Origin of the sequence: Streptomyces sp. R21 (assembly GCF_041051975.1) — a bacterium.
In the GTDB taxonomy this organism is placed as follows: Bacteria; Actinomycetota; Actinomycetes; order Streptomycetales; family Streptomycetaceae; genus Streptomyces.
In genome coordinates this window covers 5,715,058-5,736,919 of record NZ_CP163435.1, presented here as the reverse complement: position 1 = coordinate 5,736,919, position 21,862 = coordinate 5,715,058, and the positions used below count along the sequence as shown (strand labels likewise).

Sequence of the window (21,862 nt, the reverse complement as noted above, 5' to 3'; positions counted from 1 at the left end):
CCCAAGGTCCGGTGACAGCAACGAAAACTCGACAACTGGCTACCGGAGCAAAAATGGCAATTCTTCAGGGTGCCACGGAAATGTGGACGAAGTCCTCGTATTCCGCTGGCAATGGTGCGTGCGTCGAAGTCAAGTCGCCGGTTCTCTCGGCGCTGGCCGTACGGGACTCCAAAGTCCCCCAGGGGCCCACGCTGGCGTTCCCCGCGGACTCGTGGAACGCCTTCGTGGCCGAGGTCGGCCGGGGAGCATTCGACCTCGCGTGACCCATGACCACCAACAGTTTCACAAGACTCACTGAGTCACTCATCAAGTCACTCACTGAGTCACCGACAGAGCCCTCTCGACTGGCCCGCCGTCCCGGCCGAGGGGGCTTTCCCCTGTCCTCAGCCCTTCTCAACCCTTCTCAGCGCAAGCGATCCACATACCTGTCCGTCCCCGGCACCGTGGGAATGAACGGTGCCACCAACTCCACCTTGCCCAGGCCCCCTTCGGTCACCGCCGCATCGAGGTCCGTGAAGTAGTTCTCCCAGCACTCCCGGGGGTCCGCCTCCAGGAACCACAGCAGGGTCAGGCGGGTGTCGACGCCCTCGACCTGCTTGACGTAGGTCATGCGGTCGCCGGGCAGCGGGGTCGGGCGGAAGAGCGTGACCATGGCGGCCGGGGAACCGGCCAGGCGCTTGGGCAGATGGCGGGACCTCAGCCACTCCAGCAACTGCGCCCGCTGCTCGGCCGATTCGGCGTCGATCACCTCCACCACCAGGCCCGCGTACGGGTGGTCGAGGGCGTGGAAGTCGCGGGGCCCGGCCGCACCGTCGCGGTACACCGTCGCCGCGTGGTCCTGGAACGCCGTGAAGACGTGCGTACGGTCCTGGTAGACCCGGCCGTCGCGGTTGAGCCGCTTGTTGATCCCGACGGTCCACTTCATGTGGTCGTCGTAACGGCCCTCGGTGACCCAGTACGTGGAGATGTAGCAGCCCGCGGTGACGGGCTGGGCGACCGCCGACTTCTCGGGATAGCGCAGGAGTTGGAGGTCGCGGGTCGCCACCCAGCGGCGCCCGGCGTACATCCAGGGCATCGCCATCGCACCGGCGTAGTAGTGGTCGTCCTCGTACCAGCGGTTGTACGCGTACTCGTGGCCCGGGTGCGGTTCGACCATGGTGATCAGGGCATGCCCGGGATGGACGCCGTACGGGCCTACGGCGGCCAACTCGGCGTACGTCTCACTGCGCGTCTCTTCACCCATGACGCTCCCCTTCCTTCCTCTGCCGGTCGCCCATACTCTGACGCCCCGTCAGACAATGCGCCAGATCTGGGGAGGCTGCTGATGTCGTCACTGCTCGCGGGGAAGACCGTCGTCGTGTCGGGGGTCGGCGCCGGGCTCGGTCACCAGGTCGCGGCGGCCGTGGTGCGCGACGGCGGCAACGCCGTGCTCGGCGCGCGCACGGAGGCGAACCTGGCCAAGGCCGCCGCCGAGCTCGACCCGGACGGCGCGCACACGGCGTACCGGGCCACGGACATCACCGACGAGGAGCAGTGCGGGGCGCTGGCCGCGCTAGCGACGGAGCGGTTCGGGCGGCTCGACGCCGTGGTCCATGTCGCCGCCTGGGACAGCTACTTCGGCGGTCTGGAGGACGCCGACTTCGCGTCCTGGCAGCAGGTCCTCGATGTCAACCTGCTCGGCACGCTGCGGATGACCCGCGCCTGCCTGCCCGGACTGAAGGCGGCCGGCGGCTCGGTCGTCATCATCGGCACGCAGTCGTCGGTGGCCGCCCCGACGCAGGTGCGACAGGCGGCGTACGCGGCCTCGAAGGGCGCTCTGACCAGCGCGATGTACTCCCTCGCCCGGGAACTCGGTCCGCATCGCATCCGCGTCAACACCGTGCTCCCGGGCTGGATGTGGGGGCCGCCGGTCCAGGCGTTCGTCCAGTTCACCGCACACACCGAGGGCGTACCGGAGGCGGACGTACTGCACCGGCTCACCGAGCGGATGGCGCTGCCCGACCTGGCCACGGACGGGGACGTGGCGGACGCCGCGGTCTTCCTGGCGTCCGACCGGGCGCGGGCGATCACGGGCCAGTCCCTGCTGGTGAACGCGGGGGAGTTGATGCGATAGCCCGCAGCTCGGCTCGCGCGGGCCCGCAGCACCGCCCGGAAGGAGCCGTTTCGAACGCTTCACCCCTTCAGCTTCGTTCATGTAGCTGAACCAAGGTCAGCAACCAGAACGATTTTACCCCCTCTTGACCATACGGCTCCTTGTTGCCGCCGTGCTGGCGAACTCACGATGAGCGGGCACTTCGCGGCCTTCCTCGCCCTTACCCCGCTCAGGCGAAGTGCCAGCCTGCTGGGCGGAGTTCACAAGGCGGACCCTGGAAGGGGGCACATGAACGGTCTCGACTGGGCCGTCCTGGTCGCGTACTTCGGCGTCATGACCGCGATCGGCTTCTGGTCCCACAAGCGTGTGGAAAGCGTCAGCGACTTCTTCACCGCGGGCGGCAAGATGCCCTGGTGGCTGTCCGGCATCTCGCACCACATGTCGGGATACAGCGCGGTGATGTTCACCGGGTACGCCGGCATCGCGTACACCTACGGCATCACGTCGTACGTCACCTGGGCGCTCCCCATCGCCATCGGCGTCGCGATCGGCGCGAAGTTGTTCGCACCGAGGCTCAACCGACTGCGCTCCCGGCTCCATGTGGCCTCCCCGCTGGAGTACCTGAAGGACCGCTACAACGTGCCCACGCAACAGGCGCTCGCGTGGTCGGGCATCCTGCTGAAGATCGTGGACGTAGGCGCCAAGTGGGCCGCGATCGCGACCCTGTTGAGCGTCTTCACCGGCGTCACGCTCACCCAGGGCATCATCATCACCGGTGGCATCACGGCGGTCTACTGCACGATCGGCGGCCTGTGGGCGGACGCACTGACCGAACTCGGCCAGTTCGTCATCCAGTTGCTCGCCGGCCTCTCCATGCTGATCATCGCGCTGAACAAGATCTCCGACCAGGGCGGCCTGTCCAAGGCGCTCGACTCACCGAAGCTGCACGGTCACGCGAACGGCTTCGCGGGCCCGTACCTCACGGTCTTCTTCATCGCCTACCTCTTCATCAAGCTCTTCGAGTACAACGGCGGCATGTGGAACCAGGCGCAGCGCTACATGGCGACGGGCGACGCGAAGCAGGCCACGCGGTCCGCCTTCCTGTCCGCCGCGCTGTGGTTCGTGTGGCCGGTGATCCTCTTCATCCCGATGTGGCTGGCGCCGCTGCTCGTGACGGCGAAGAAGCCCGACGGGTCGGACGCGTACGGGCTGATGGCCGACCAGCTGCTCCCGCACGGCCTGCTGGGCCTGGTGGTCGTCGGCTTCTTCTCGCACACGATGGCCATGTGCTCCTCCGACGCCAACGCGATCGCGGCGGTGTTCACGCGTGACGTGGCGCCGGTGCTGTCGAAGGCGGCGCGGGCGTGGGACAGCCGGGCGGGCCTGATCGCCGGCCGCGTGACGACCGTCGCCTTCCTCGGCTTCTCCATGGCGGTGGCCACCCAGGTCAACTCCCCCACCTTCAAGGACATCATCACGGTCGTCATCAAGTGGGTGGCGGGTCTGATGGGCCCGATCGCGATCCCGTTCATCCTGGGCCTGCTCCGCCCGTTCCGTAAGTCCGGCCCGACGGCGGCCCTCACCAGCTGGGCCTGCGGCCTCCTCGCCTTCTTCTTCGTCAACTACCACCTGGACTTCTCCCAGCGCACGGACGTGAAGCTGGAGTACCAGGTCTCCCTCCCGATGGCCGTCTCCCTCGTCCTGTACATCCTCATCGGCCTCCTGCGGCCCGAGGACACCCCGGAGCGGGACGCGATCATCGAGAAGATCAACACGGATGACGACGGGGCGGCGGCGATGGTGCTGGAGATCCCGGAACCGGCCGGCGCGACGGACGGGGCGGTGGGAGCCCCCTTGAAGGAGTAGCGCCCGCCTCTGCGGGGCTAGCCCCGCGGGTACCGCGCCAGCCACCCCGGCGAGGACCCCGCGGGCCCGTGCAACGCAGGCCCCTGCGTCATCTCCATCGCGAAGTCGTCCGCCAGGACGAGCATCGTGGGACGGCCCTCCAGCTCGGCCAGCCAGGCCGGCGGCAGGGCCGTCTCGCCGTGCAGCGCCCCGAGCAGCCCGCCGGTCATCGCCCCGGCCGCGCCCGAGGGCCCTCCGTGGTTCACGGCCAGACACAACCCGTGCCGTACGTCCTCCCCCACCAGCGCGCAGTACACGGCAACCGCCAGCAGCCCCTCCGCCGTACCGTCCCCGGCGAGCTCCTCCACCCGCCCCGGCGTCGGCATCCCCTGCCGTACGGCCCCCAGCGCGTGCTGGAGCGCGTCCGTGACCGGCTGCTGTCCGGGCCGCGCGGTCAGCAGCGACAGCGCGCGCTGCACGGCGGCGTCGAGGCTCTCGCCGCGGGCGAGCCCGTGCACGATGACGGCGTACGCCCCCGCGGACAGGTAGGCGGTGGGGTCCCCGTGCGTCTGCGCGGCGCACTCGACGGCGAGCTGCACCACGAGCTGCGGCTCCCACCCGACGAGCAGCCCGAACGGCGCGGACCGCGCGGCGGCCTCGGGCCCCGGCTCCCCCGGGTTCTTGGGCGCGTCCAGCGTCCCCATGGTCTCGTCGCCGAACCCGAGCAGCAGCGAGCGCGCCGGATCCCGCCGCGCGTACAGCCACTCCTCCCGCGCGAGCCACCCGTCTTCCTTGCGCCGCTCGTCGGGCCCCCAGTCGCTCTGGGTCGCGGCCCAGCGGCGGTAGGCCCGGTGCAGATCGGTCGGCGGATGCCAGGCGCCGGTGTCGCGGCGCACCTGGGCACGGATCAGCCCGTCCAGGGTGAACAGGGTCAGCTGCGTGAGATACGTGACGGCACCACGCCTGCCATGCCCGAACGCGAGATCGGTGAGCCCCTCGACCCCGTGGGCCTCCCGGATCTCCTCCAGGCTCAGCCCGTCGACCGGCGCCCCGAGCGCATCCCCGACGGCCGCCCCCAGCAAGGTGCCGCGCACCCGACTACGAAAGTCCTGCTGCTCGGCACGGCCCCAGACAGCACCGGCTGCCACACCCACCGAGACCTCCCCAGGAACCGCCCGCATGTCCGACGCCCAGCACTGTAATCGAACGGGAACGGTCGGTTGAGGGGGCGGATCGGTATGCGGAATGTGGCCGGAGTGGTCACGAGTGGTCGCTTATCGGCGCGATCGCCCGGCCTATTCCTCCGGCCGGCTCCCGGATCGAGTGGATCTCGCCGAGGTGAGCAGGGCGAGGAGCGGGGCGAGGAGCGTGCGGTCGGTGGCGGGGGCTCGCTGGAGAGCTTCGGCCAGTGGGGCGAGCTCGACCTCGGCCACGGGGGCGGACCCGGTGAGCGCGAGACGGCGGTCGAGATCCGCCAACGCCCGTTCGTAGGAACCCAGTTCACAGTGCACCAACGCCCGCTGGCTCAGCGCCCAGGCGTAGTCCGGGTTGAGCTCCACGGCACGGTCCAGGTCGGCGAGTGCCTCGGTGCGGCGCCCCACCAGGCGTCGGCAGGCACCACGGCTCGCGTACGCCGACGCGTACTCGTCGTCGAGTTCGATGGCCCGGTCGTAGTCGACCAGGGCTTCTTCGTGGCGGCCCGCGACGCGGAGCAGGTCCGCGCGCTCACATGCGGTCCAGGCCCAGTCGGGCTGCAGGGCGAGGGCCCGGTCCAGGTCGGCCAGTTGCCGTACGGGATCGCCCAGCCCACGCCATGCCTGGGCCCGGCGCACCAATGCCCACGGGTACTCCGGCTTCAGCTCCAGCGCCCGGTCCAGATCCGCCACGGCCGCGTCGAATTCTCCGCGGGCGGCATGGGCGGCACCCCGGGAGGCCCAGGCGAAGTTGTCCGTGCCGTCCAGCCGGATCGCCTCGTCCAGGTCCCTGATCGACTCGTCGTAGCGCCGCTGAATGCGGTGGTACTCGCCCCTCGTGGAGTGGGCCATGGCGCGCTCCGGCTCCAGTTCGACGGCCCGGTCCAGGTCGGCGATCGCCTCCTCGTAGGCATCCAGGTCGCCGCGGGTCATGGCCCGGCCGACGTAAGCCACCACCAGCCCGCTGTTCAGCTCGAGGGCCCGGTCGAATTCGGCCAGCGCCTCCTCGTACGCACCGCTGCGCTGCAGCTCCCGGCCCCGCATCGTCCGGGCGAACGCCTGAGCCACATCGTTGAACCCCGCCCGGTGCACCACCAGTCCTAGGGCGGCCGCCATGCCACCGGAGTCGAGCGCCCGGGTCAGTTCCTTCCCCCAGCGGGCCGCACCCTCCGCGTCGGCGTCCTGGCCCGCGTCGGCCAAGGCCCGCGCCCACCGGCGGGCGGCGATCTCCCCGACGTCGCACGCCAGGACGAAATCCCCGAGCACCTCCTGAAACATGCCCCGCGCTCCCGCGCACAACAAGTGATAGGTCTCCGCCAGGCGCAGTTCCCGCCACCCCTCGTCCGCCCACAACTCGATGGACGAACGCCCGTCCTCGGCCTCCGTCCGCCAGCGTGCGAACACCCCCGCCAGCCGCCGCTGCCGATCGGCCCACCCCCGCGGCGACCGCAGCCGCTGCAACCGCAGCATCGGCGCCCGTACGACGTCGTGGTACTGCACCCGGTCCCCTCGGTCGCTGACGAACGGCAGCCCCCGCAGCCAGGCGAACAGCGCCTCGGTGTCGTCCTGCGAGCACTCCACCGCCGCCCGGAACACATCCGCGTCGAGTCGCCGGGGCAGCGCGCAGGCCAGCGCCACCGCCCTGCGCACCGGGTCCTGTTCCCACTTCAGAAACCGCTCGACGGCCGTCGTACTCGGATCGCCCACGTCGTCCGGGTCGGCCGGCCGGGCCTCGGCCAGCGTCGACACCAGTACCGGCAGCCCGCCCGTCAGCCGGAGCACCTCCTCGACGACCGGCTCCGCCACCACCCCACGGTCCGCGAGCAGCCCCCGCGCCTCCGCCTCCGTGAACGGTGTCAGCGGGACGTCCGCGACGAAGTCCGCGAATCCGCCCCAGCGGGCGGTGTCCAGGCGGTGCTGGCCGGCGGTCACCACGATCACGTTGGCGGGGAGTTCGCCATGTCGGTCGACGACGGTCATGACCTCGTGGAGCCAGGCGTCCAGGAACGGTCCCGTGCGCTCGTACGTGTCGAAGAACAGGACGATCCAGGGTGCGGCGAGCGCGGCGTCGGACAGTTCGGCGAGCAGCACCGGGGTGAGCACGCGCTCCGGTGACAGCACCAGTTGCCGGTCCTCCTGGTTGCGGAACCGCGCGCTGATCCCGGTCCGCAACCGATCGGCGCCCTGGGCGAGTTGACCGGCGTCCAGGGCGCCGGCGAAGGCGCCGACCACCGGCACCATGCCCAGCCCCACCAGCCCGGCCCGCGCCACCGCCGTACTGCCCGCCGAAGGCCCGTCCGGCTCCTGCGACGGTTCCGGCGTGGCGATCGCCGCCGCCTCGGCCTCGTGGCGCCGTTCCCGGTGTGCGGCGAGCAGGCGGTCCAGTTCCTTGAACCGGTGCCCCTGGCCCGCGAATTGACGGCTGATCGCCGCCATCGCCTCCGGCACGCTGCCGACGCTCTCGTCGACGTACGCCGTCAGCGCCCCGCGCTCGCGGGCGATGTGCTCCAACTCCCGTACCAGGAAGGTCTTTCCGACTCCCGCGTTGCCGTGGACGTGGAAGAGGAAACGGTGGCGTTCGTCCTCCGGCGGGATGTCGAAGTTCGTGCGGAACGCGGCGCGTTCGGTGCCGCGGCCCACGAAACCGGCCCGCCTGCGCTGTGCGATCAGCTGCTGCATCGACGGCCGCGTCGGCCTCATCCGCCTCACCCCCGTAAACCGGTCCATGCGGAAGTCTGGCAGAGGGTGTCAGTGGCCGCCGCTCGGCTGGTCGCAGCCGGTGTGGTCGGGGTAGCCGCCGAAGGTGTCCGTCTTGGTGGCCTCGCGGCTCATGGAGCCCTCCAGGCACATCGTGGAGGACTTCGTGGAGGCGTCGACGAGGAAGATCACGCCGACGTCGCCGGACTGGGTCACCTCCACCTGGCCGGCGGCGTAGCCGAGACCGGTGAGCGCGCGGATGGTGTGTGCCGCCGTGAAGTCACCGCGCGTGCGCAGGGGTTCGAGCGCGACCCTGATGCGCTCGGCGTCCTTGAGTCCGTCGCAGCGGGCCTGCCCGTGCAGCGGGAAGGGGACCATGAAGCCGTGGTTCTCGGCGTAGTGGTCGGGGATCGGCACGGCCGGGCCCGACGCGTCGGGAGAGCGCGTCGGGGTCGGGAGGGACGGGCTGGGCGTGGGTGTCGGCGGGGCCGTCTCCCCGGGGCAGGGCGTGTCCGACGGCACGGGCGCCTGCGATATCCCGGTCGGCGTCGGGTGCGTACTGCGGTACGCGTCGGCGGCCGACTGCTCCGTGCCGCATCCCACCGCGAACATGGCCAGCGCGGCCACCGGCAGCAGCATCCCGACCGGCACCCGGGACGTCCTGATCATCGTCATGCCAGGATCTTCCCCGCACCACGGGCCCCAGGTCATGAGTTCTCCTACTCATGACAGAGCGCCCGATCACGACGACCGACCCCTTTCAAGCCTCACTCGCCGCCATTCTGGCCGAATCCGCCTACCCCGCACGGGCTGGCGCAGGGAAGGAACCCCCCATGGCTTCTAAAACCCCTTCCGCCCCAAAATCCTCTGACGCCCCACGCGTCCTCCCCCTCTCCGCCGCCCCCCTCGCCGCCACCCTTCTCACCGCCACCGTCGCCCTCTACATCGCCCTCGTCGCCTTCGGCAACATCACCGACTTCGGCACCAACCAGCAGTTCGTCCGCCATGTTCTGGCCATGGACACCACGTTCAAGGACGACGACCTGATGTGGAGAGCCATCACGAGCACCGGACTTCAGGACGCCGCGTACATCGCGATCATCGTCTGGGAGACCGTCGCCGCGCTCGTCCTCATCGCGGGTACGTGGTTCTGGGCACGCCGCAGCTACGCCCGCGCCCGCCAACTGTCCACCTACGGCCTGCTCATGCTCATGCTGCTCTTCGGCGCCGGGTTCATCGCCATCGGCGGGGAGTGGTTCTCCATGTGGCAGTCGAAGACCTGGAACGGTCTGGACGCGGCAACCCGGGTGCTCGTACTCAGCGGGTTCGCACTGCTCGTCGTACACCTGCCGTTCGGGGAGCCCGGCAACTCCGGTCGCAAGTCGACTACTTGATCACCCGCACCGGCGTCCCCGCCGTGCCGAACGCCCACAGTGCCACCCCGTCGGCCTTGTGCACGCGGATGCCGCCCGTGCGGGCTCCCGAGGCGGGCGGGGGCGAGGAGCCGTCGACGGCGTTGGAGAAGGCTATGGAGACGCCGGAGTCGGCGGCGAAGTACACGATGTGCTCGATGCTCACGCCGTCGTAGCCCGTCGTGGCGTCCTTGCGGGACTCGACCGTGTAGGAACCGGGGCCCGGGCTCACCGTGCCGGGCCACACCGTGAACGTGCGGCGTGGCTGGTCGCTCGCGTCGATCAGCCACACCCGCCGCTCGCCGAGTGAGTACACGATGCGCCGGCCGGTGCCCGAGCCGTCCGGTACGGCGGTGGACTCGGGCGTGGGGGTGGCAGGGGCCGAGGGAGACGCCGTGACCCCGTCCGCCGCCGTCGGGTGCGGGCCCCGGTCCGCCTGTACGGCCAGGAAGGCGACCACCGCCACCGCCGCGGCGGTGAGCGCCGTGACCCACGTCCAAGGGGGAAGTCGACGGGACGCCACCGTGATCTCTCCCCTCAGTCTCGTTCGGTTGTCAGTCCAGCACCGGCAGCAGCTCCGGCAGATGCCCGTCCGAAGCCTCCGCCGCCCGCTGCCGTTCCTCCGGGACCTCCCCGTACAGCGTGGTGCGCGGCTTCGCCGGACGGCCCGCCGCCTCCGCCACCGCGATCAGTTCCTTGACGGACTTGTACGAGCCGTAACTCGACCCGGCCATACGGGAGATGGTCTCCTCCATCAGCGTGCCGCCGAGGTCGTTCGCACCGGAGCGGAGCATCTCGGCGGCGCCCTCCGTACCCAGTTTCACCCAGCTGGTCTGGATGTTGGGGATGTGCGGGTGGAGCAGGAGACGGGCCATCGCCATCACCGCGCGGTTGTCGCGGGTCGTCGGGCCCGGGCGGGAGATGCCGGCCAGGTAGACGGGGGCGTTGGTGTGGATGAAGGGGAGGGTGACGAACTCCGTGAAGCCGCCGGTCTGTTGCTGGATGCGGGAGAGCGTGCGGAAGTGGCCGAGCCAGTGGCGGGGCTGGTCCACATGGCCGTACATCATCGTGGAGGAGGAGCGGATGCCCAGCTCGTGGGCCGTGGTCACCACCTCGATCCATGTCGCCGTGGGGAGCTTGCCCTTCGTCAGGACCCAGCGGACCTCGTCGTCGAGGATCTCCGCCGCCGTGCCGGGGATGGTGTCGAGGCCCGCCTCCTTCGCCGCCGTCAGCCACTCGCGGATCGACAGCCCGGTGCGGGTCGCGCCGTTCACCACCTCCATCGGAGAAAAGGCGTGCACGTGCATCCCGGGGACGCGCTCCTTGACCGCCTTCGCGATGTCGAAGTACGCCGTCCCCGGCAGGTCCGGGTGGATGCCGCCCTGCATGCAGACCTCGACCGCCCCGACGTCCCAGGCCTGTTGGGCCCGGTCGGCGACCTGCTCCAGGGAGAGCGTGTAGGCGTCCGCGTCCGTGCGGCGCTGCGCGAAGGCGCAGAAACGGCAGCCGGTGTAGCAGACGTTGGTGAAGTTGATGTTCCGCGTGACGATGTACGTGACGTCGTCACCGACCGCCGCCCGGCGGACGTCGTCCGCGATGCGGCACAGCGCGTCCAGCGCCGGGCCGTCCGCGTGCAGCAGGGCGAGCGCCTCGGCGTCGGTCAGCTTCGTCGGGTCGTCGGCGGCCGTCGCGAGCGCCGCGCGCACGTCCGTGTCGATGCGCTCCGGCACCATCCCGGGCGCCGCCGCCTCGCGCAGCGCGTCCCAGTCGCCGTAGACCAGGTCGAAGTCGTCCCGGCGGTCGCCGGTGCGGCCCTCGGTGTCGATCGACGCGTGCAGGTCGGTACGCCCGGAGGACGTGAACGCCTCCTCCGGTTCCTGCCACGGATGCCCCTCGACCACGGCGTCGGGCAGCGCCAGCCCGGTCTCCGGATCCGCCAGCGCCCGTACGTGCGGCAGCAGCCGCGGGTCCAGCCAGGGTTCGCCGCGCTGCACGAACTCGGGGTAGACGCAGAGCCGTTCGCGCAGCTCGAAGCCCGCGGACGCCGAGTGAACGGCCAGCTCCTCGATCTGCGGCCACGGGCGCTCGGGGTTGACGTGGTCGATGGTCAGCGGGGACACCCCGCCCCAGTCGTCGATCCCCGCGCCGATCAGCCGTCCGTACTCGCCGGCCACCAGGTTCGGCGGCGCCTGGAGACAGGCCGCCGGGCCCATGATGTGCCGGGCGACGGCCACAGTGGCGATCAGCTCGTCCAGCTCCGCGTCCGGCATACCGCGCATCGCCGTGTCCGGCTTGGCACGGAAGTTCTGGATGATCAGCTCCTGGATGCCGTGATACGCCCGGGAGACCTTGCGCAGCGCGAAAAGGGACTCGGCCCGCTCCTCGTACGTCTCACCGATGCCGATCAGCAGGCCGCTGGTGAAGGGCACCGACGAGCGGCCCGCGTCCTCCAGCACCCGCAGCCGTACGGCGGGCTCCTTGTCCGGGGAACCGAAGTGCGGGCCGCCCGGCTCGGACCACAGCCGCGTCGCGGTCGTCTCCAGCATCATGCCCATGGACGGGGCGACGGGCTTGAGCCGCTGGAAGTCCGTCCAGGACATCACCCCGGGGTTGAGGTGGGGCAGCAGGCCCGTCTCCTCCAGGATGCGGATCGAGATCGCCCGTACGTACGCGATCGTGTCGTCGTAGCCGTGCGCGTCGAGCCACTCGCGCGCCTCCGGCCAGCGGTCCTCGGGCTTGTCGCCGAGGGTGATCAGGGCTTCCTTGCAGCCGAGGGCCGCGCCCCCCCGGGCGATGTCCAGGACCTCGTCCGGGGACATGAACATCCCGTGGCCGGCCCGTCGCAGCTTGCCGGGGACCGTGACGAAGGTGCAGTAGTGGCACTTGTCCCGGCACAGCCGGGTGAGCGGGATGAACACGCTCTTCGAGTACGTGATGACGCCGGGGCGGCCCGCCGCCGCCAGGCCCGCGTCCCGCACCCGGGCGGCGGACGCGGCCAGGTCCTCCAGGTCCCCGCCGCGTGCCTGGAGCAGCACCGCCGCCTCCGCGACATCGAGGGCGACGCCGTCCCGGGCGCGTTTGAGAGCGCGACGCATGGAGTTCTCGGTCGGGCCGTTCGCCCGGCCGTTCGTCGGGCCGTTCGTCGAGCCGGTTCCGGAGGCCGCGGGAGTCGTCATCCTTCGAGCATACGATCGGGCTGATCAGCACAGAAAAGGGCGGCCGGATTCATCCCCGACCGCAGGTCGTTACACGGTGGCACTGGAATCGGCCCTGGTGGCGCCATCGGTACCGGTTCCGGCACCGGTCAGGTACCGCTCGTACTCGTCCAGCACCCGCAGTACGTCCCCCTCGTCGCCCGGCGGCAGTTGCAGCACCACCTCCTCTATGCCCAGCTCCGCGTAGTGCGCGAGCTTGCCCGGGGTGGGCAGGACGGCGGACGGGACGACCTGGAGATCCGCGGGATCCCGGCCCGCGTCGGTCCAGGCGGCGCGCAGCACGGGGATCGACTCGGCGAGGCCGCGCCCGCCGATCGGCATCCAACCGTCCGCGTACTCGCTGATGTGTGCGAACAGTTTCGGCCCTGCCGCGCCCCCGACGAGCGTGCGCGGCCCGACCACCGGCCCGCGCGGCTTCTGCACAGGTTTGGGGTGGGCGTGGCTGGCCCGGACCGACCCGAACCGGCCCTCGTACGCCGTCGGCCGCTCCGCCCACAGCGCCCGCATCAGCGCCATCCGGTCCCGGCCCAGCTCCCGCCGCGTACGCCAGTCGACGCCGTGGTCGGCGGCCTCCTCCACGTTCCAGCCGAAGCCGATGCCGAGCGTGAAGCGGCCGCCGGAGAGGTGGTCGAGGGTCGCGGCCTGCTTGGCCAGCACGATGGGGTCGTGCTGCGCGACGAGCGTGATGCCGGTGCCCAGGCGCAGGCGCTCCGTCACCGCGGCCGCCTGGCCGAGCGCGACGAACGGGTCGAGGGTGCGGCCGTACTCGGGTGGCAGTTCCCCGCCCACCGGGTACGGCGTCGTCCGCTCGACGGGGATGTGCGTGTGCTCGGGGAGGTACAGCCCGGCGAAACCGCGCTGCTCCAGCTCCCGGGCCAGCCGGGTCGGGGTGATCGTCTCATCGGTGAGGAAGATCGTCGTGGCGATCCGCAGAGGCCGCATGCGCACTTCCTAGCATCGCCGCCGCCAAGTCGAAACCCATCAACCCCCTTTCCTTGCACCGCTGTTCACGGCTGAATACCAGGGTCCAGTACGACCCCTGCACCACCCATGTCCCTCACGACACCTGGGAGCAGCAGCATGTGCGAGGACGACCACGGCACGGGAATCGAGACAAGTGACGGCACGGGCATCGCGAGACGCGCGCTGTTCGTGACGGGAGCCGCCGCCGCGCTTACGTTGGGAAGCGTGACCTTCGCTTCAGCGGCAGCCGGACAGGACCCGGAGACGAAGACGGTGCGCGGCACGCTGCCCACCGGCTCGCCGGACTTCGTGTACGTGCCTCTCGAAGTCCCGCACGGGGTCCGGGAGTTGCACGTCGCGTACACCTACGAGAAGCCGTCCGTGCCGGCCGGCACCGCGGGCAACGCCCTCGACATCGGCCTCTTCGACGAGCGCGGCACCGAGCTGGGCGGCGCGGGCTTCCGCGGCTGGTCGGGCGGGGCCCGCACGGAGTTCTTCGTCCGGGCGGACGACGCGACGCCCGGCTACATCCCGGGCCCGGTGCACCCGGGCACGTGGCACATCGCCCTCGGCCCCTACACGGTGGCGCCGCAGGGACTGCCGTACGAGATCACGATCACGCTGACGTACGGCGAACCGGGCGAGACTCCGCGACCGGTGTACCCGCCCGAGCGCGCGAAGGGCCGGGGCCGGGCCTGGTACCGGGGCGACTGCCACCTGCACTCCTGGTACTCGGACGGCCGCCGCACCCCGGCCGAGATCGCCGCCCTCGCCCGCGCCGCCGGCCTGGACTTCATCAACACCTCCGAGCACAACACCCACTCCGCGCACCCCCATTGGGCGGACCAGGCGGGCGACGACCTCTTGATCATGCTGGGCGAGGAGGTCACGACCCGCAACGGCCACGTGGTGGCCCTCGGCACCGACCCCGGCACCTTCGTCGACTGGCGCTACCGGGCCCGCGACAACCGCTTCGGCCACTACGCCCGCCGGATCCGCCGCGCCGGGGGCCTGGTCGTCCCCGCCCATCCGCACGCCACCTGCGTCGGCTGCAACTGGAAGTTCGGCTTCGGCGAGGCGGACGCGATCGAGGTGTGGAACGGCCCGTACACGCCGGACGACGAGGTGGCCCTCGCCGACTGGGACAGCATGCTCGTCGCCTCCGTGCGCGCCGGTCACGACTGGATCCCGGCGATGGGCAACAGCGACGCCCACCGCGACCCCGACCCGGTCGGCTCCCCGCAGACGGTGGTCCTCGCCGACGACCTGACCCGCGAGGCCGTCCAGGACGGCATCCGCGCGGGCCGCTCCTACGTGGCCGAGTCCAAGCTCATCTCGCTCGACTTCTCGGCGGCGGGCCCGAAGGGCGAACACGCGGGCATCGGCGGGCGGTTGGAGGTGGCACCCGACGCGCCCGTCACGGTCCGCCTGGACGTCACCGGCGCCCCGCGCTGCACGGCCCGCTTCGTCACCGACCAGGGCGTCCTGCTCACCAGCGCGGTCATCCCGGTCTCCGGCGCCGCGACGGTGGAATGGCATACGACGGCGCAGTACGCGGCGTACGTCCGGGCAGAACTCCGCCACGAGGCGGCCGTGGCCCCGCTGCCCGGAGCCCTGGCGGCGTTCACGAACCCGATCTTCCTGGGACACCGCTGAAACGGTGAGCACGGAGGCGAAATAGTCTGACCTCGCGCCGGATCGAAGTGATCCGGCCCGAGGAAGGGAGCCCAGGACGATGCCCCGCTACGCCGACCTCAAGCACCGGACCGTGACGTCGTTCCAGCGGCGCGTCGGCAACCCGCTGCTGCGCCGCCTGCCCCTCCAGACCGTCCTGGAGACCACGGGCCGCACCTCCGGCCTCCCCCGCCAGACCCCGGTCGGCGGGCGCCGGACCGGCGACACCTTCTGGCTGGTCTCGGAGTACGGCGAGAAGTCCCAGTACGTACGGAACATCAAGGCGAACCCGGCCGTCCGCGTCCGCATCAGAGGCCGCTGGCACCCGGGCACCGCCCACCTCATGCCGGAGGACGACCCCCGAGCCCGCCTGAGGACCCTGCCCCGCCTGAACAGCACGGCGGTACGCGCACTGGGCACGCAGCTGCTGACGGTGCGGGTGGAGCTGGCGGACTGAGGGTGCGCGGCCTCGCCCACGAGAGCATGCGATCACTCACCCCGGCCACACGATCGCCTGCACCTCGCTGTACGCGTGCAGCGCGTACGACCCCACGTCGCGCCCCACCCCGCTCTTCTTGAAGCCGCCGAACGGCGCCTCCATGTTCCGGCCGACCGTGTTGACACCGACGCCTCCGGCGCGCAGGCGGTGGGCGACGCGGAAGGCGCGGGCCACGTCGCCGGACCAGACGTAGTCGATGAGGCCGTAGTCACTGTCGTTGGCGAGGGTGATGGCCTCCTCCTCGTCGTCGAAGGGGACCACGACCACCACCGGGCCGAAGATCTCCTCCCGCACCACCCGCATGTCGGGAGTGCAGTCGGCGAGGAGGGTCGGAGCGACGTAGAACCCGCGGTCGTACGGCGGTCGTTCGCCGCCCGCGACCACGCACGCGCCCTCCTTCCGACCCAGTTCGACGTACGACTCCACGCGGTCCCGGTGCGCCGCCGAGATGACCGGGCCGACGACCGTGCCCTGCTCGCGCGGGTCTCCGACCTTCACATGGCCCGCGTACGCGGCCAGTTGCGCGACCAACCGGTCGTGCACCCCCCGCTGCACCAGCACCCGCGTCGGTGCCGTGCAGATCTGGCCGCTGTAGAAGGAGAACGTCGTGCCGATGCCGGACACCGCCGACGCCAGGTCCGCGTCGTCGAAGACGACCGCCGCGCCCTTGCCGCCCAGCTCCATCAACTGCCGTTTCATACCGCGCCCGCACACCTCGGCGATGCGCTGGCCGACGGCGGTCGACCCGGTGAAGCTGACCATGTCGACGTCGGGCGAGTCGACCGCGGCCTCGCCGACCTCCGCGCGCGAGCCGCTCACGACGTTCACGACACCCGGCGGTGCGCCCGCCGCCTCCAGGGCCTCCGCCAGCCGGTAGACGGAGAGCGGGTCCTGCGGGGCCGGCTTGACGACGACGGTGTTGCCCATGGCCAGGGCGGGCGCGATCTTGCCGGCCGGGTTCGCCCAGGGGTTGTTGTAGGAGGTGATGCAGGTGACGACGCCGACGGCCCGGCGTACGGCGACCGCGCCCATCACCGCCGCCCTGCCGAACGGCCCCGCCTCGTTGATCTGCGGGGGCAGGGCCTGCTCGACGGGCTCCACGCGCGCGTACCGCTTGAATCGGGCCACGCCCACGCCGACCTGCATCCCGCGCGCGGTGCCCGTCGTCGCGCCGCTCTCGGCCTGGGCGAGGTCGGCGTACGGGACGAAGTGCCGCTGGACGATCTCCGCCGTGCGGTCCAGGACGGCGGCGCGCTCCTCGGCCGGGGTCCGCGACCACGCCTCGAAGGCCGCGCGAGCCGCGGCCGCGGCCGCGTGCACCTGATCCCGCGAGGCCTCCGGCGCCCACCCGACCACACCTTCCGTCGCCGGGTCGATCACCTCGTAGTGCCCGCCGTCCGGCTCTACCCACGCCCCGCCGATGAACAGCCGCTGCCTGTCGGTCACTTGGCCCCCGCCCGCTCGTGACTCACCTGGTGGTCACCGACCGCGTGTCCCGCCCGGAGCGGAGCACCTTGCCCGGTACGGCGCCCGTGACGACGTCACCGCGTATCGCCTCGACCCCGTTGACCCACACGGCCGTTATCCCGATCGCCTTGGAGTCCAGCCGCGGGCTGTCTCCCGGCAGGTCGTGCACCAGAGTGGCCTTGCCGGCGTCGATCCGCTCCGGGTCGAAGAGGACGAGATCCGCATGGAAGCCCTCCTGCACACGTCCCCGCTCCCGCAGGCCGAACAGCCGCGCCGGATCGTCCGTCAGCATCTTCACCGCCTGCTCCAGCGGCAGCAGCTGCCGTCCGCGCAGGCAGTCGCCGAGGAAGCGGGTGGTGTACGGCGCCCCGCACATGCGGTCCAGATGGGCGCCCGCGTCGGAGCCGCCGAGCATCACGTCCTCGTGCCGCCACGTCTCGGCCCGCAGCGCCCACGAGTCGGGGTCGTTGTCGGTGGGCATCGGCCACAGCACCGTACGGAGCTGATCGCTCGCGCAGATCTCCACGAGGCACTCGAACGGCTCCTGGCCGCGCTCGGCGGCGATGTCCTTCACCACCCGCCCGGTCAGGCCCGCGTTCGCGTCGCTGTACGTGTCCCCGATGACGTACCGCCCGAAGTTCGCCAGCCGCCGGAAGACGCCCGCTTCCTTGCTGCCGGCGCGCCGCAGCATCTCGGCCCGTACGTCGGGATCGCGGAGTTTCACGATCCGCTCGGGCACGGGCAGGCCGAGGATCGGACCCCAGCCGGGGATCAGGTTCAGCGCGCAGAACGTGCCGAGCGACATGTTCATGGGGGTGAGGATCGGCATGGTGAGGGCGACGACGCGGCCACCGGCCTTACGGGCGCGCTCACTTGCCAGGAGCTGGCGCGGCACGCGCTCGGGGACGGCGGCGTCGATGGTCAGCACGTTCCAGTTCAGCGGGCGCCCGGCGGTCGCACTCATCTCCACGAACAGGTCGATCTCGTCGTCGCTGAACTGATCGAGGCACCCGGCGACGATGGCCTCGATCTGCGTACCCTCGTGCTCCCCCACCGCCTTGGACAGGGCCAGGAGTTCGTCGGGGCGGGCGTGACGTGAGGCCACCGGTTTGCCGTCGCCGTCGGAGTGCGTGGACGACTGGGTGGTGGACAGGCCCCAGGCGCCCGCGTCCATCGCATCGTGGAGGAGGGCCAGCATCCGCCGCAACTGCTCCGGCGTCGGCTGCCCGCCCACCGCGTCCGCCCCCATGACGTACCGCCGCAGCGCGCAATGCCCCACCATGAAGCCCGCGTTGACGGCGATCCGCCCCTCCAGAGCGTCGAGATAGTCCCCGAAGGAGTGCCAGCTCCAGGGTGCGCCCTCCTCCAGGGCGACCAGGGACATGCCCTCGACCTTGGACATCATGCGGCGCGTGTAGTCGGCGTCGGCGGGCCGGTCGGGGTTCAACGGGGCAAGGGTGAAGCCGCAGTTGCCGCCCGCGACCGTCGTGACGCCGTGGTTGAGGGACGGAGTGGCGTACGGGTCCCAGAACAACTGGGCGTCGTAGTGGGTGTGGGGATCGACGAAGCCGGGGGCGAGGACGAGACCGCGCGCGTCCTCGGTCGTCCTCGCCTCCTCGCTCACCTCGCCGACGGCCGCGATACGGCCGTCGCGTATCCCCACGTCGGCGGTGTACGCGGGCGCGCCCGTCCCGTCCACGACGGTGGCGCCCTTGATGACGTGGTCGAGCATCGCGCTTGCCCCCTCGGCCTAGGCGGACTGACGGAACCGGGTCGTGCGGTGCACCGGGTCGGTGTCGATCTTCGGGATGACGTGCTCGCCGAGCAGCCTGATCGTCTGGAGGGTCTCCTCCTTCGGGACGCCGACCGGCAGCCCGAAGCTGAGCTGGTCCGCGCCCGCCTGCTCCCAGCGCTTGCACTGGGTGAGCACCTCGTCGGGGTCGCCGCAGATCAACAGCTCCTCCTCCACGAGGAGTTCGACGAACTCGGGGGTGTACTCGGGCAGCGTCTCGGGCCACACGGGGAAGCCCTCGGGCCGCGGGAAGGTGTCGTGATAGCGGAAGACCAGCGAGGGCAGGTAGTGCAGCCCGCCGGACACGGCGATCCGTATCGCCTCGTCGTGCGTGGGCGCGCAGATCGCCGTCGTCGTCACCATCACGTTGTCGTTGACGAAGTCCCCGATGGGCTCGGCGTTCACGACCGCCGTCTTGTACTGCTCGAGCACCCACTCCATGTCGGCGACCTTCTGCACGCTGAAGCCGAGCACGCCCAGACCCTTGCGGGCGGCCATCGCGTACGAGGGCGGGGACCCGGCGGCGTACCACATCGCCGGATGCGACTTGCCGTGCGGCTTGGGCAGGACCTTCCTGGGCGGGAGCTGCCAGTGCTTGCCCTTGAACCCGACGTACTCGTCCTGCAGCCACATCTTCGGGAACTCGGCGATGGTCTCTTCCCAGATCTCCTTGGTGTAGTTCATGTCGGTGATCCCGGGCAGGAAGCCGAGGATCTCGTGCGAGCCCGCCCCGCGACCGCTGCCGAACTCGAAGCGGTTCTCGGTGAGATGGTCGAGCATGGCGACCTTCTCGGCGACCTTCACCGGGTGGTTGACCTGGGCGAGGGGGTTGAAGATCCCCGAGCCGAGGTGGATCCGCTCCGTCGCGTGCGCGAGATAGCCGAGGAAGACGTCGTTGGCCGAGAGGTGCGAGTACTCCTCCAGGAAGTGGTGCTCGGACGCCCAGGCGTACTTGAAGCCGGACTTGTCCGCCTGGATGACGTACTCGGTCTCCTCCATCAGCGCCTTGTGCTCCGCGAGCGGGTCGGTCTCGGCGCGCTTGCCCACGTATCCCTGTACAAAGAGCCCGAATTCCAAGGAGGTTCACCGTCCCCAGTTCATGGTGTACGTGCATGATCCGCATTGTTTCTGACGTACCGTCAGGTATAGCTGATGACCAGTCAGATGACTAGAGGATGCTGACCCCCGCGAGCCAGCCACCGTCGATCACGAACGGCTGCCCGGTGATGTACGAGGAGTCGTCGGAGGTGAGGAACAGCGCGAGCTTCGCGACCTCCTCCGGCCTGCCGATCCGCCCCAGCGGCACGAGCTTGCGGTACAGGTCGCCGATGGCCTTCGACATCTCCTCGGCATCCGCGTCCGGGTCCAGCAGGGCCGGGTTGGACATCGCGGTGTCGATGGCGCCCGGGCACATGGCGTTGACCCGTATGCCCTGCTGGGCCAGCTCCATGGCGGCGACCCGGGTGAGCCCCAGGATCGCGTGCTTGGTCGCCGCGTACGTGCCCACGGCCGCCATCCCGGTCATCGCGGTGTACGAGGCGGTGTTGACGATCGTGCCCCCGCCGGCCGCCGCGATCTCCCCGGCGACGGCCTTGATACCGAGAAAGCAGCCGACCTGGTTCACCTGCACGACCTGCATGAACTCCTCCAGGGGCGTGTCCACGAGGGAGTTGAAGCGCAGAATGCCGGCGTTGTTCACCAGCCCGTCGATCCGGCCGTACGCCTCCTTCGTGGCGGCCACGGCGGCATCCCAGTCCGCCTCCTTGCTCACGTCGAGACGGACGTGCAGCGCCCCCAACTCCTTGGCCAGCGCCTCGGCTTGATCGTCGAGCACATCGGCTACGACGACCCTCGCCCCCTCCGCCGCGAACAGCCGCGCCTCCTGCTCGCCCTGCCCACGCGCCGCACCGGTGACGATGACGACGCGACCGTCCAGCTTGCCCATGTCACTCCTCAGTCCTCAGTCCTCGGCAGTCCTCAGCAGTCCTCAGCCGAGATGGGGGGCGACCTCGGCCCCGAACGCGGTGATCTGGTCGATGAGTTCACTGCGGCTCCGGCTGCGGAACCGCACCTGGATCTGGTTCACGCCCATCGCGCGGTACGCCCGCAGCGACTCGGCGAGGGCTTCGGGGGCACCGGTGAGGGTGCGGCGACCGACGTCCCAGCCGGGCTCGCCGACGTAGAGCGGCTCGGTGATCGCACCGATGACGAAGGGACCCTGGACGGCGGACCGTTCGCGCAGCTCGCGAATCCGCGCGATCTGCTCCGGCAGCCGCTCGCGCGGATCCCCCTGCGGCAGCCACCCGTCCCCCCGGACGGCGGCCCGGCGCACGGCGGCGGGCGAGGAGCCGCCGACCCACAGGGGCACCCGCTCCTGGGCGGGCCGAGGTCGCTGCCCGAGCCCCTCGAAGTCGTACAACTTCCCGTGATGGACCGGGAATTCATCAGGACCGAGGGCGGCCTTGAGCGCGTCGACGCACTCGTCCAGCACGGCCCCCCGCCGCTCGAAGTCCACCCCCAGCACCTCGAACTCCTCCTGCACATGCCCGGCCCCGACCCCGAGGATCAACCGCCCTCCGCAGAGGTGGTCGAGGGTGGCGTACTGCTTGGCGGTGAGCAGTGGATGCCGCAGTCCGACGACGGCGACGTGACTGAGGAGACGTACGTTCCGCGTGACTCCCGCCAGGAAGGCGAGGGTGGCGACGGGGTCGTACCAGATGGTGCTCATGGCGCTCGCGAGGCGGCGCGGGATGGCGACATGGTCGCAGCTCGCGAGGTACGCGAAGCCGGAGCGGTCGGCGGCCCGGGCGATCTCGACGAGGTCGTCCGGTCCGGCGCCGGCCTCCCACCCCTCCGCGTAGATGGTGCTCTGCGACTGCACCGGGAGCTGCATCCCGTAGGCCAGTCGCCCTTCGGACAGCACCTGCATGGGCGAGCCCCCTAGTCGTCGTATCTGACGATCCGTCACTTCAGTGGCTATGGCGGCCATGGTGATAGCTGACGGATCGTCAGA

The 21,862-nt window shown here is 70.8% G+C and carries 18 protein-coding genes; 6 read left to right on the top strand and 12 right to left on the bottom strand.

Translation table 11 applies throughout. The features are described from left to right. Window positions 1–53 precede the first annotated feature (53 nt). Window positions 54–263 (top strand): DUF397 domain-containing protein, encoded by a 210-nt coding sequence (locus AB5J56_RS25710; RefSeq protein ID WP_369235398.1) that lies wholly within the window; start codon window positions 54–56, stop codon window positions 261–263. Window positions 264–403: 140 nt separating this feature from the next. Here the strand turns inward: AB5J56_RS25710 and AB5J56_RS25705 are convergent, their stop codons facing one another. After that, the gene (locus AB5J56_RS25705; RefSeq protein WP_369235396.1) at window positions 404–1,243 is read right to left on the bottom strand and encodes a hypothetical protein; all 840 of its coding nucleotides are present in this window, start codon (window positions 1,241–1,243) and stop codon (window positions 404–406) included. 81 nt (window positions 1,244–1,324) lie between these two features. Here AB5J56_RS25705 and AB5J56_RS25700 point away from each other — a divergent pair, with 81 nt between their 5' ends. Then, on the top strand, window positions 1,325–2,113 hold the full coding sequence (locus AB5J56_RS25700; RefSeq protein ID WP_369235394.1) for an SDR family oxidoreductase: 789 nt from the start codon (window positions 1,325–1,327) through the stop codon (window positions 2,111–2,113). 267 nt (window positions 2,114–2,380) lie between these two features. Further along, a complete protein-coding gene (locus AB5J56_RS25695; RefSeq protein ID WP_369235392.1) occupies window positions 2,381–3,958 on the top strand; it encodes a sodium:solute symporter family protein in 1,578 nt (525 codons plus the stop codon). Between the two features lie 17 nt (window positions 3,959–3,975). On the opposite strand, the gene AB5J56_RS25690 is transcribed toward AB5J56_RS25695, so the two are convergent. The 3 genes from AB5J56_RS25690 to AB5J56_RS25680 form a co-directional block, all read right to left on the bottom strand. Further along, window positions 3,976–5,091, bottom strand: a complete 1,116-nt coding sequence (locus tag AB5J56_RS25690; RefSeq protein WP_369235390.1) for an ADP-ribosylglycohydrolase family protein — start codon at window positions 5,089–5,091, stop codon at window positions 3,976–3,978. Between the two features lie 141 nt (window positions 5,092–5,232). Then, on the bottom strand, window positions 5,233–7,830 hold the full coding sequence (locus AB5J56_RS25685) for an AAA family ATPase (protein WP_369235388.1): 2,598 nt from the start codon (window positions 7,828–7,830) through the stop codon (window positions 5,233–5,235). A 48-nt stretch (window positions 7,831–7,878) separates the two neighbouring features. Next, window positions 7,879–8,502: a hypothetical protein gene (locus tag AB5J56_RS25680; protein ID WP_369235386.1), complete on the bottom strand. Its 624-nt coding sequence runs from the start codon at window positions 8,500–8,502 to the stop codon at window positions 7,879–7,881. 158 nt (window positions 8,503–8,660) lie between these two features. Here AB5J56_RS25680 and AB5J56_RS25675 point away from each other — a divergent pair, with 158 nt between their 5' ends. Continuing rightward, the gene (locus AB5J56_RS25675; RefSeq protein WP_369235384.1) at window positions 8,661–9,221 is read left to right on the top strand and encodes a DUF2165 domain-containing protein; all 561 of its coding nucleotides are present in this window, start codon (window positions 8,661–8,663) and stop codon (window positions 9,219–9,221) included. Here AB5J56_RS25675 and AB5J56_RS25670 read toward each other — a convergent pair. The 3 genes from AB5J56_RS25670 to AB5J56_RS25660 all read right to left on the bottom strand — a co-directional run bounded on the left by AB5J56_RS25670 (window position 9,214) and on the right by AB5J56_RS25660 (window position 13,387). After that, window positions 9,214–9,768 (bottom strand): hypothetical protein, encoded by a 555-nt coding sequence (locus AB5J56_RS25670; RefSeq protein WP_369242777.1) that lies wholly within the window; start codon window positions 9,766–9,768, stop codon window positions 9,214–9,216. The genes AB5J56_RS25675 and AB5J56_RS25670 overlap by 8 nt on opposite strands. A 25-nt stretch (window positions 9,769–9,793) precedes the next feature. Then, complete coding sequence (locus tag AB5J56_RS25665) at window positions 9,794–12,415, bottom strand: bifunctional FO biosynthesis protein CofGH (protein WP_369235382.1); 2,622 nt, start codon at window positions 12,413–12,415, stop codon at window positions 9,794–9,796. A 69-nt stretch (window positions 12,416–12,484) separates the two neighbouring features. Continuing rightward, a complete protein-coding gene (locus AB5J56_RS25660) occupies window positions 12,485–13,387 on the bottom strand; it encodes an LLM class F420-dependent oxidoreductase (RefSeq protein WP_369242775.1) in 903 nt (300 codons plus the stop codon). Between the two features lie 147 nt (window positions 13,388–13,534). Here AB5J56_RS25660 and AB5J56_RS25655 point away from each other — a divergent pair, with 147 nt between their 5' ends. Together AB5J56_RS25655 and AB5J56_RS25650 are read left to right on the top strand one after the other, a co-directional pair. Further along, a complete protein-coding gene (locus AB5J56_RS25655; protein WP_369235380.1) occupies window positions 13,535–15,073 on the top strand; it encodes a CehA/McbA family metallohydrolase in 1,539 nt (512 codons plus the stop codon). Window positions 15,074–15,152: 79 nt separating this feature from the next. Continuing rightward, window positions 15,153–15,548 carry a nitroreductase/quinone reductase family protein gene (locus tag AB5J56_RS25650; protein WP_369235378.1) on the top strand — a complete coding sequence of 132 codons (396 nt, stop codon included), beginning with the start codon at window positions 15,153–15,155 and terminating at the stop codon, window positions 15,546–15,548. Window positions 15,549–15,584: 36 nt separating this feature from the next. On the opposite strand, the gene AB5J56_RS25645 is transcribed toward AB5J56_RS25650, so the two are convergent. The 5 genes from AB5J56_RS25645 to AB5J56_RS25625 all read right to left on the bottom strand — a co-directional run bounded on the left by AB5J56_RS25645 (window position 15,585) and on the right by AB5J56_RS25625 (window position 21,778). Further along, entirely contained in the window at window positions 15,585–17,036 is a 1,452-nt protein-coding gene (locus AB5J56_RS25645; RefSeq protein ID WP_369235376.1) for an aldehyde dehydrogenase family protein, read from the bottom strand. A 22-nt stretch (window positions 17,037–17,058) separates the two neighbouring features. Then, window positions 17,059–18,789 (bottom strand): amidohydrolase family protein, encoded by a 1,731-nt coding sequence (locus AB5J56_RS25640; RefSeq protein ID WP_369235374.1) that lies wholly within the window; start codon window positions 18,787–18,789, stop codon window positions 17,059–17,061. An 18-nt stretch (window positions 18,790–18,807) separates the two neighbouring features. Next, window positions 18,808–19,926 carry an LLM class flavin-dependent oxidoreductase gene (locus tag AB5J56_RS25635; RefSeq protein ID WP_369235372.1) on the bottom strand — a complete coding sequence of 373 codons (1,119 nt, stop codon included), beginning with the start codon at window positions 19,924–19,926 and terminating at the stop codon, window positions 18,808–18,810. Window positions 19,927–20,017: 91 nt separating this feature from the next. Further along, window positions 20,018–20,794, bottom strand: a complete 777-nt coding sequence (locus AB5J56_RS25630; RefSeq protein ID WP_369235370.1) for an SDR family NAD(P)-dependent oxidoreductase — start codon at window positions 20,792–20,794, stop codon at window positions 20,018–20,020. A gap of 42 nt (window positions 20,795–20,836) precedes the next feature. After that, complete coding sequence (locus tag AB5J56_RS25625; protein WP_369235368.1) at window positions 20,837–21,778, bottom strand: LLM class F420-dependent oxidoreductase; 942 nt, start codon at window positions 21,776–21,778, stop codon at window positions 20,837–20,839. Between the last annotated feature and the right edge of the window lie 84 nt (window positions 21,779–21,862).

Bases quoted from the DNA above. Each gene is read 5' to 3' on its own strand.
- AB5J56_RS25680 (WP_369235386.1), bottom strand. From the start codon at position 8,502: ATGACGATGATCAGGACGTCCCGGGTGCCGGTCGGGATGCTGCTGCCG.
- AB5J56_RS25655 (WP_369235380.1), top strand. From the start codon at position 13,535: ATGTGCGAGGACGACCACGGCACGGGAATCGAGACAAGTGACGGCACG.
- AB5J56_RS25640 (WP_369235374.1), bottom strand. From the start codon at position 18,789: ATGCTCGACCACGTCATCAAGGGCGCCACCGTCGTGGACGGGACGGGC.
- AB5J56_RS25675 (WP_369235384.1), top strand. From the start codon at position 8,661: ATGGCTTCTAAAACCCCTTCCGCCCCAAAATCCTCTGACGCCCCACGC.
- AB5J56_RS25710 (WP_369235398.1), top strand. From the start codon at position 54: ATGGCAATTCTTCAGGGTGCCACGGAAATGTGGACGAAGTCCTCGTAT.
- AB5J56_RS25665 (WP_369235382.1), bottom strand. From the start codon at position 12,415: ATGACGACTCCCGCGGCCTCCGGAACCGGCTCGACGAACGGCCCGACG.
- AB5J56_RS25705 (WP_369235396.1), bottom strand. From the start codon at position 1,243: ATGGGTGAAGAGACGCGCAGTGAGACGTACGCCGAGTTGGCCGCCGTA.
- AB5J56_RS25695 (WP_369235392.1), top strand. From the start codon at position 2,381: ATGAACGGTCTCGACTGGGCCGTCCTGGTCGCGTACTTCGGCGTCATG.
- AB5J56_RS25685 (WP_369235388.1), bottom strand. From the start codon at position 7,830: ATGAGGCCGACGCGGCCGTCGATGCAGCAGCTGATCGCACAGCGCAGG.
- AB5J56_RS25650 (WP_369235378.1), top strand. From the start codon at position 15,153: ATGCCCCGCTACGCCGACCTCAAGCACCGGACCGTGACGTCGTTCCAG.
- AB5J56_RS25630 (WP_369235370.1), bottom strand. From the start codon at position 20,794: ATGGGCAAGCTGGACGGTCGCGTCGTCATCGTCACCGGTGCGGCGCGT.
- AB5J56_RS25625 (WP_369235368.1), bottom strand. From the start codon at position 21,778: ATGCAGGTGCTGTCCGAAGGGCGACTGGCCTACGGGATGCAGCTCCCG.
- AB5J56_RS25700 (WP_369235394.1), top strand. From the start codon at position 1,325: ATGTCGTCACTGCTCGCGGGGAAGACCGTCGTCGTGTCGGGGGTCGGC.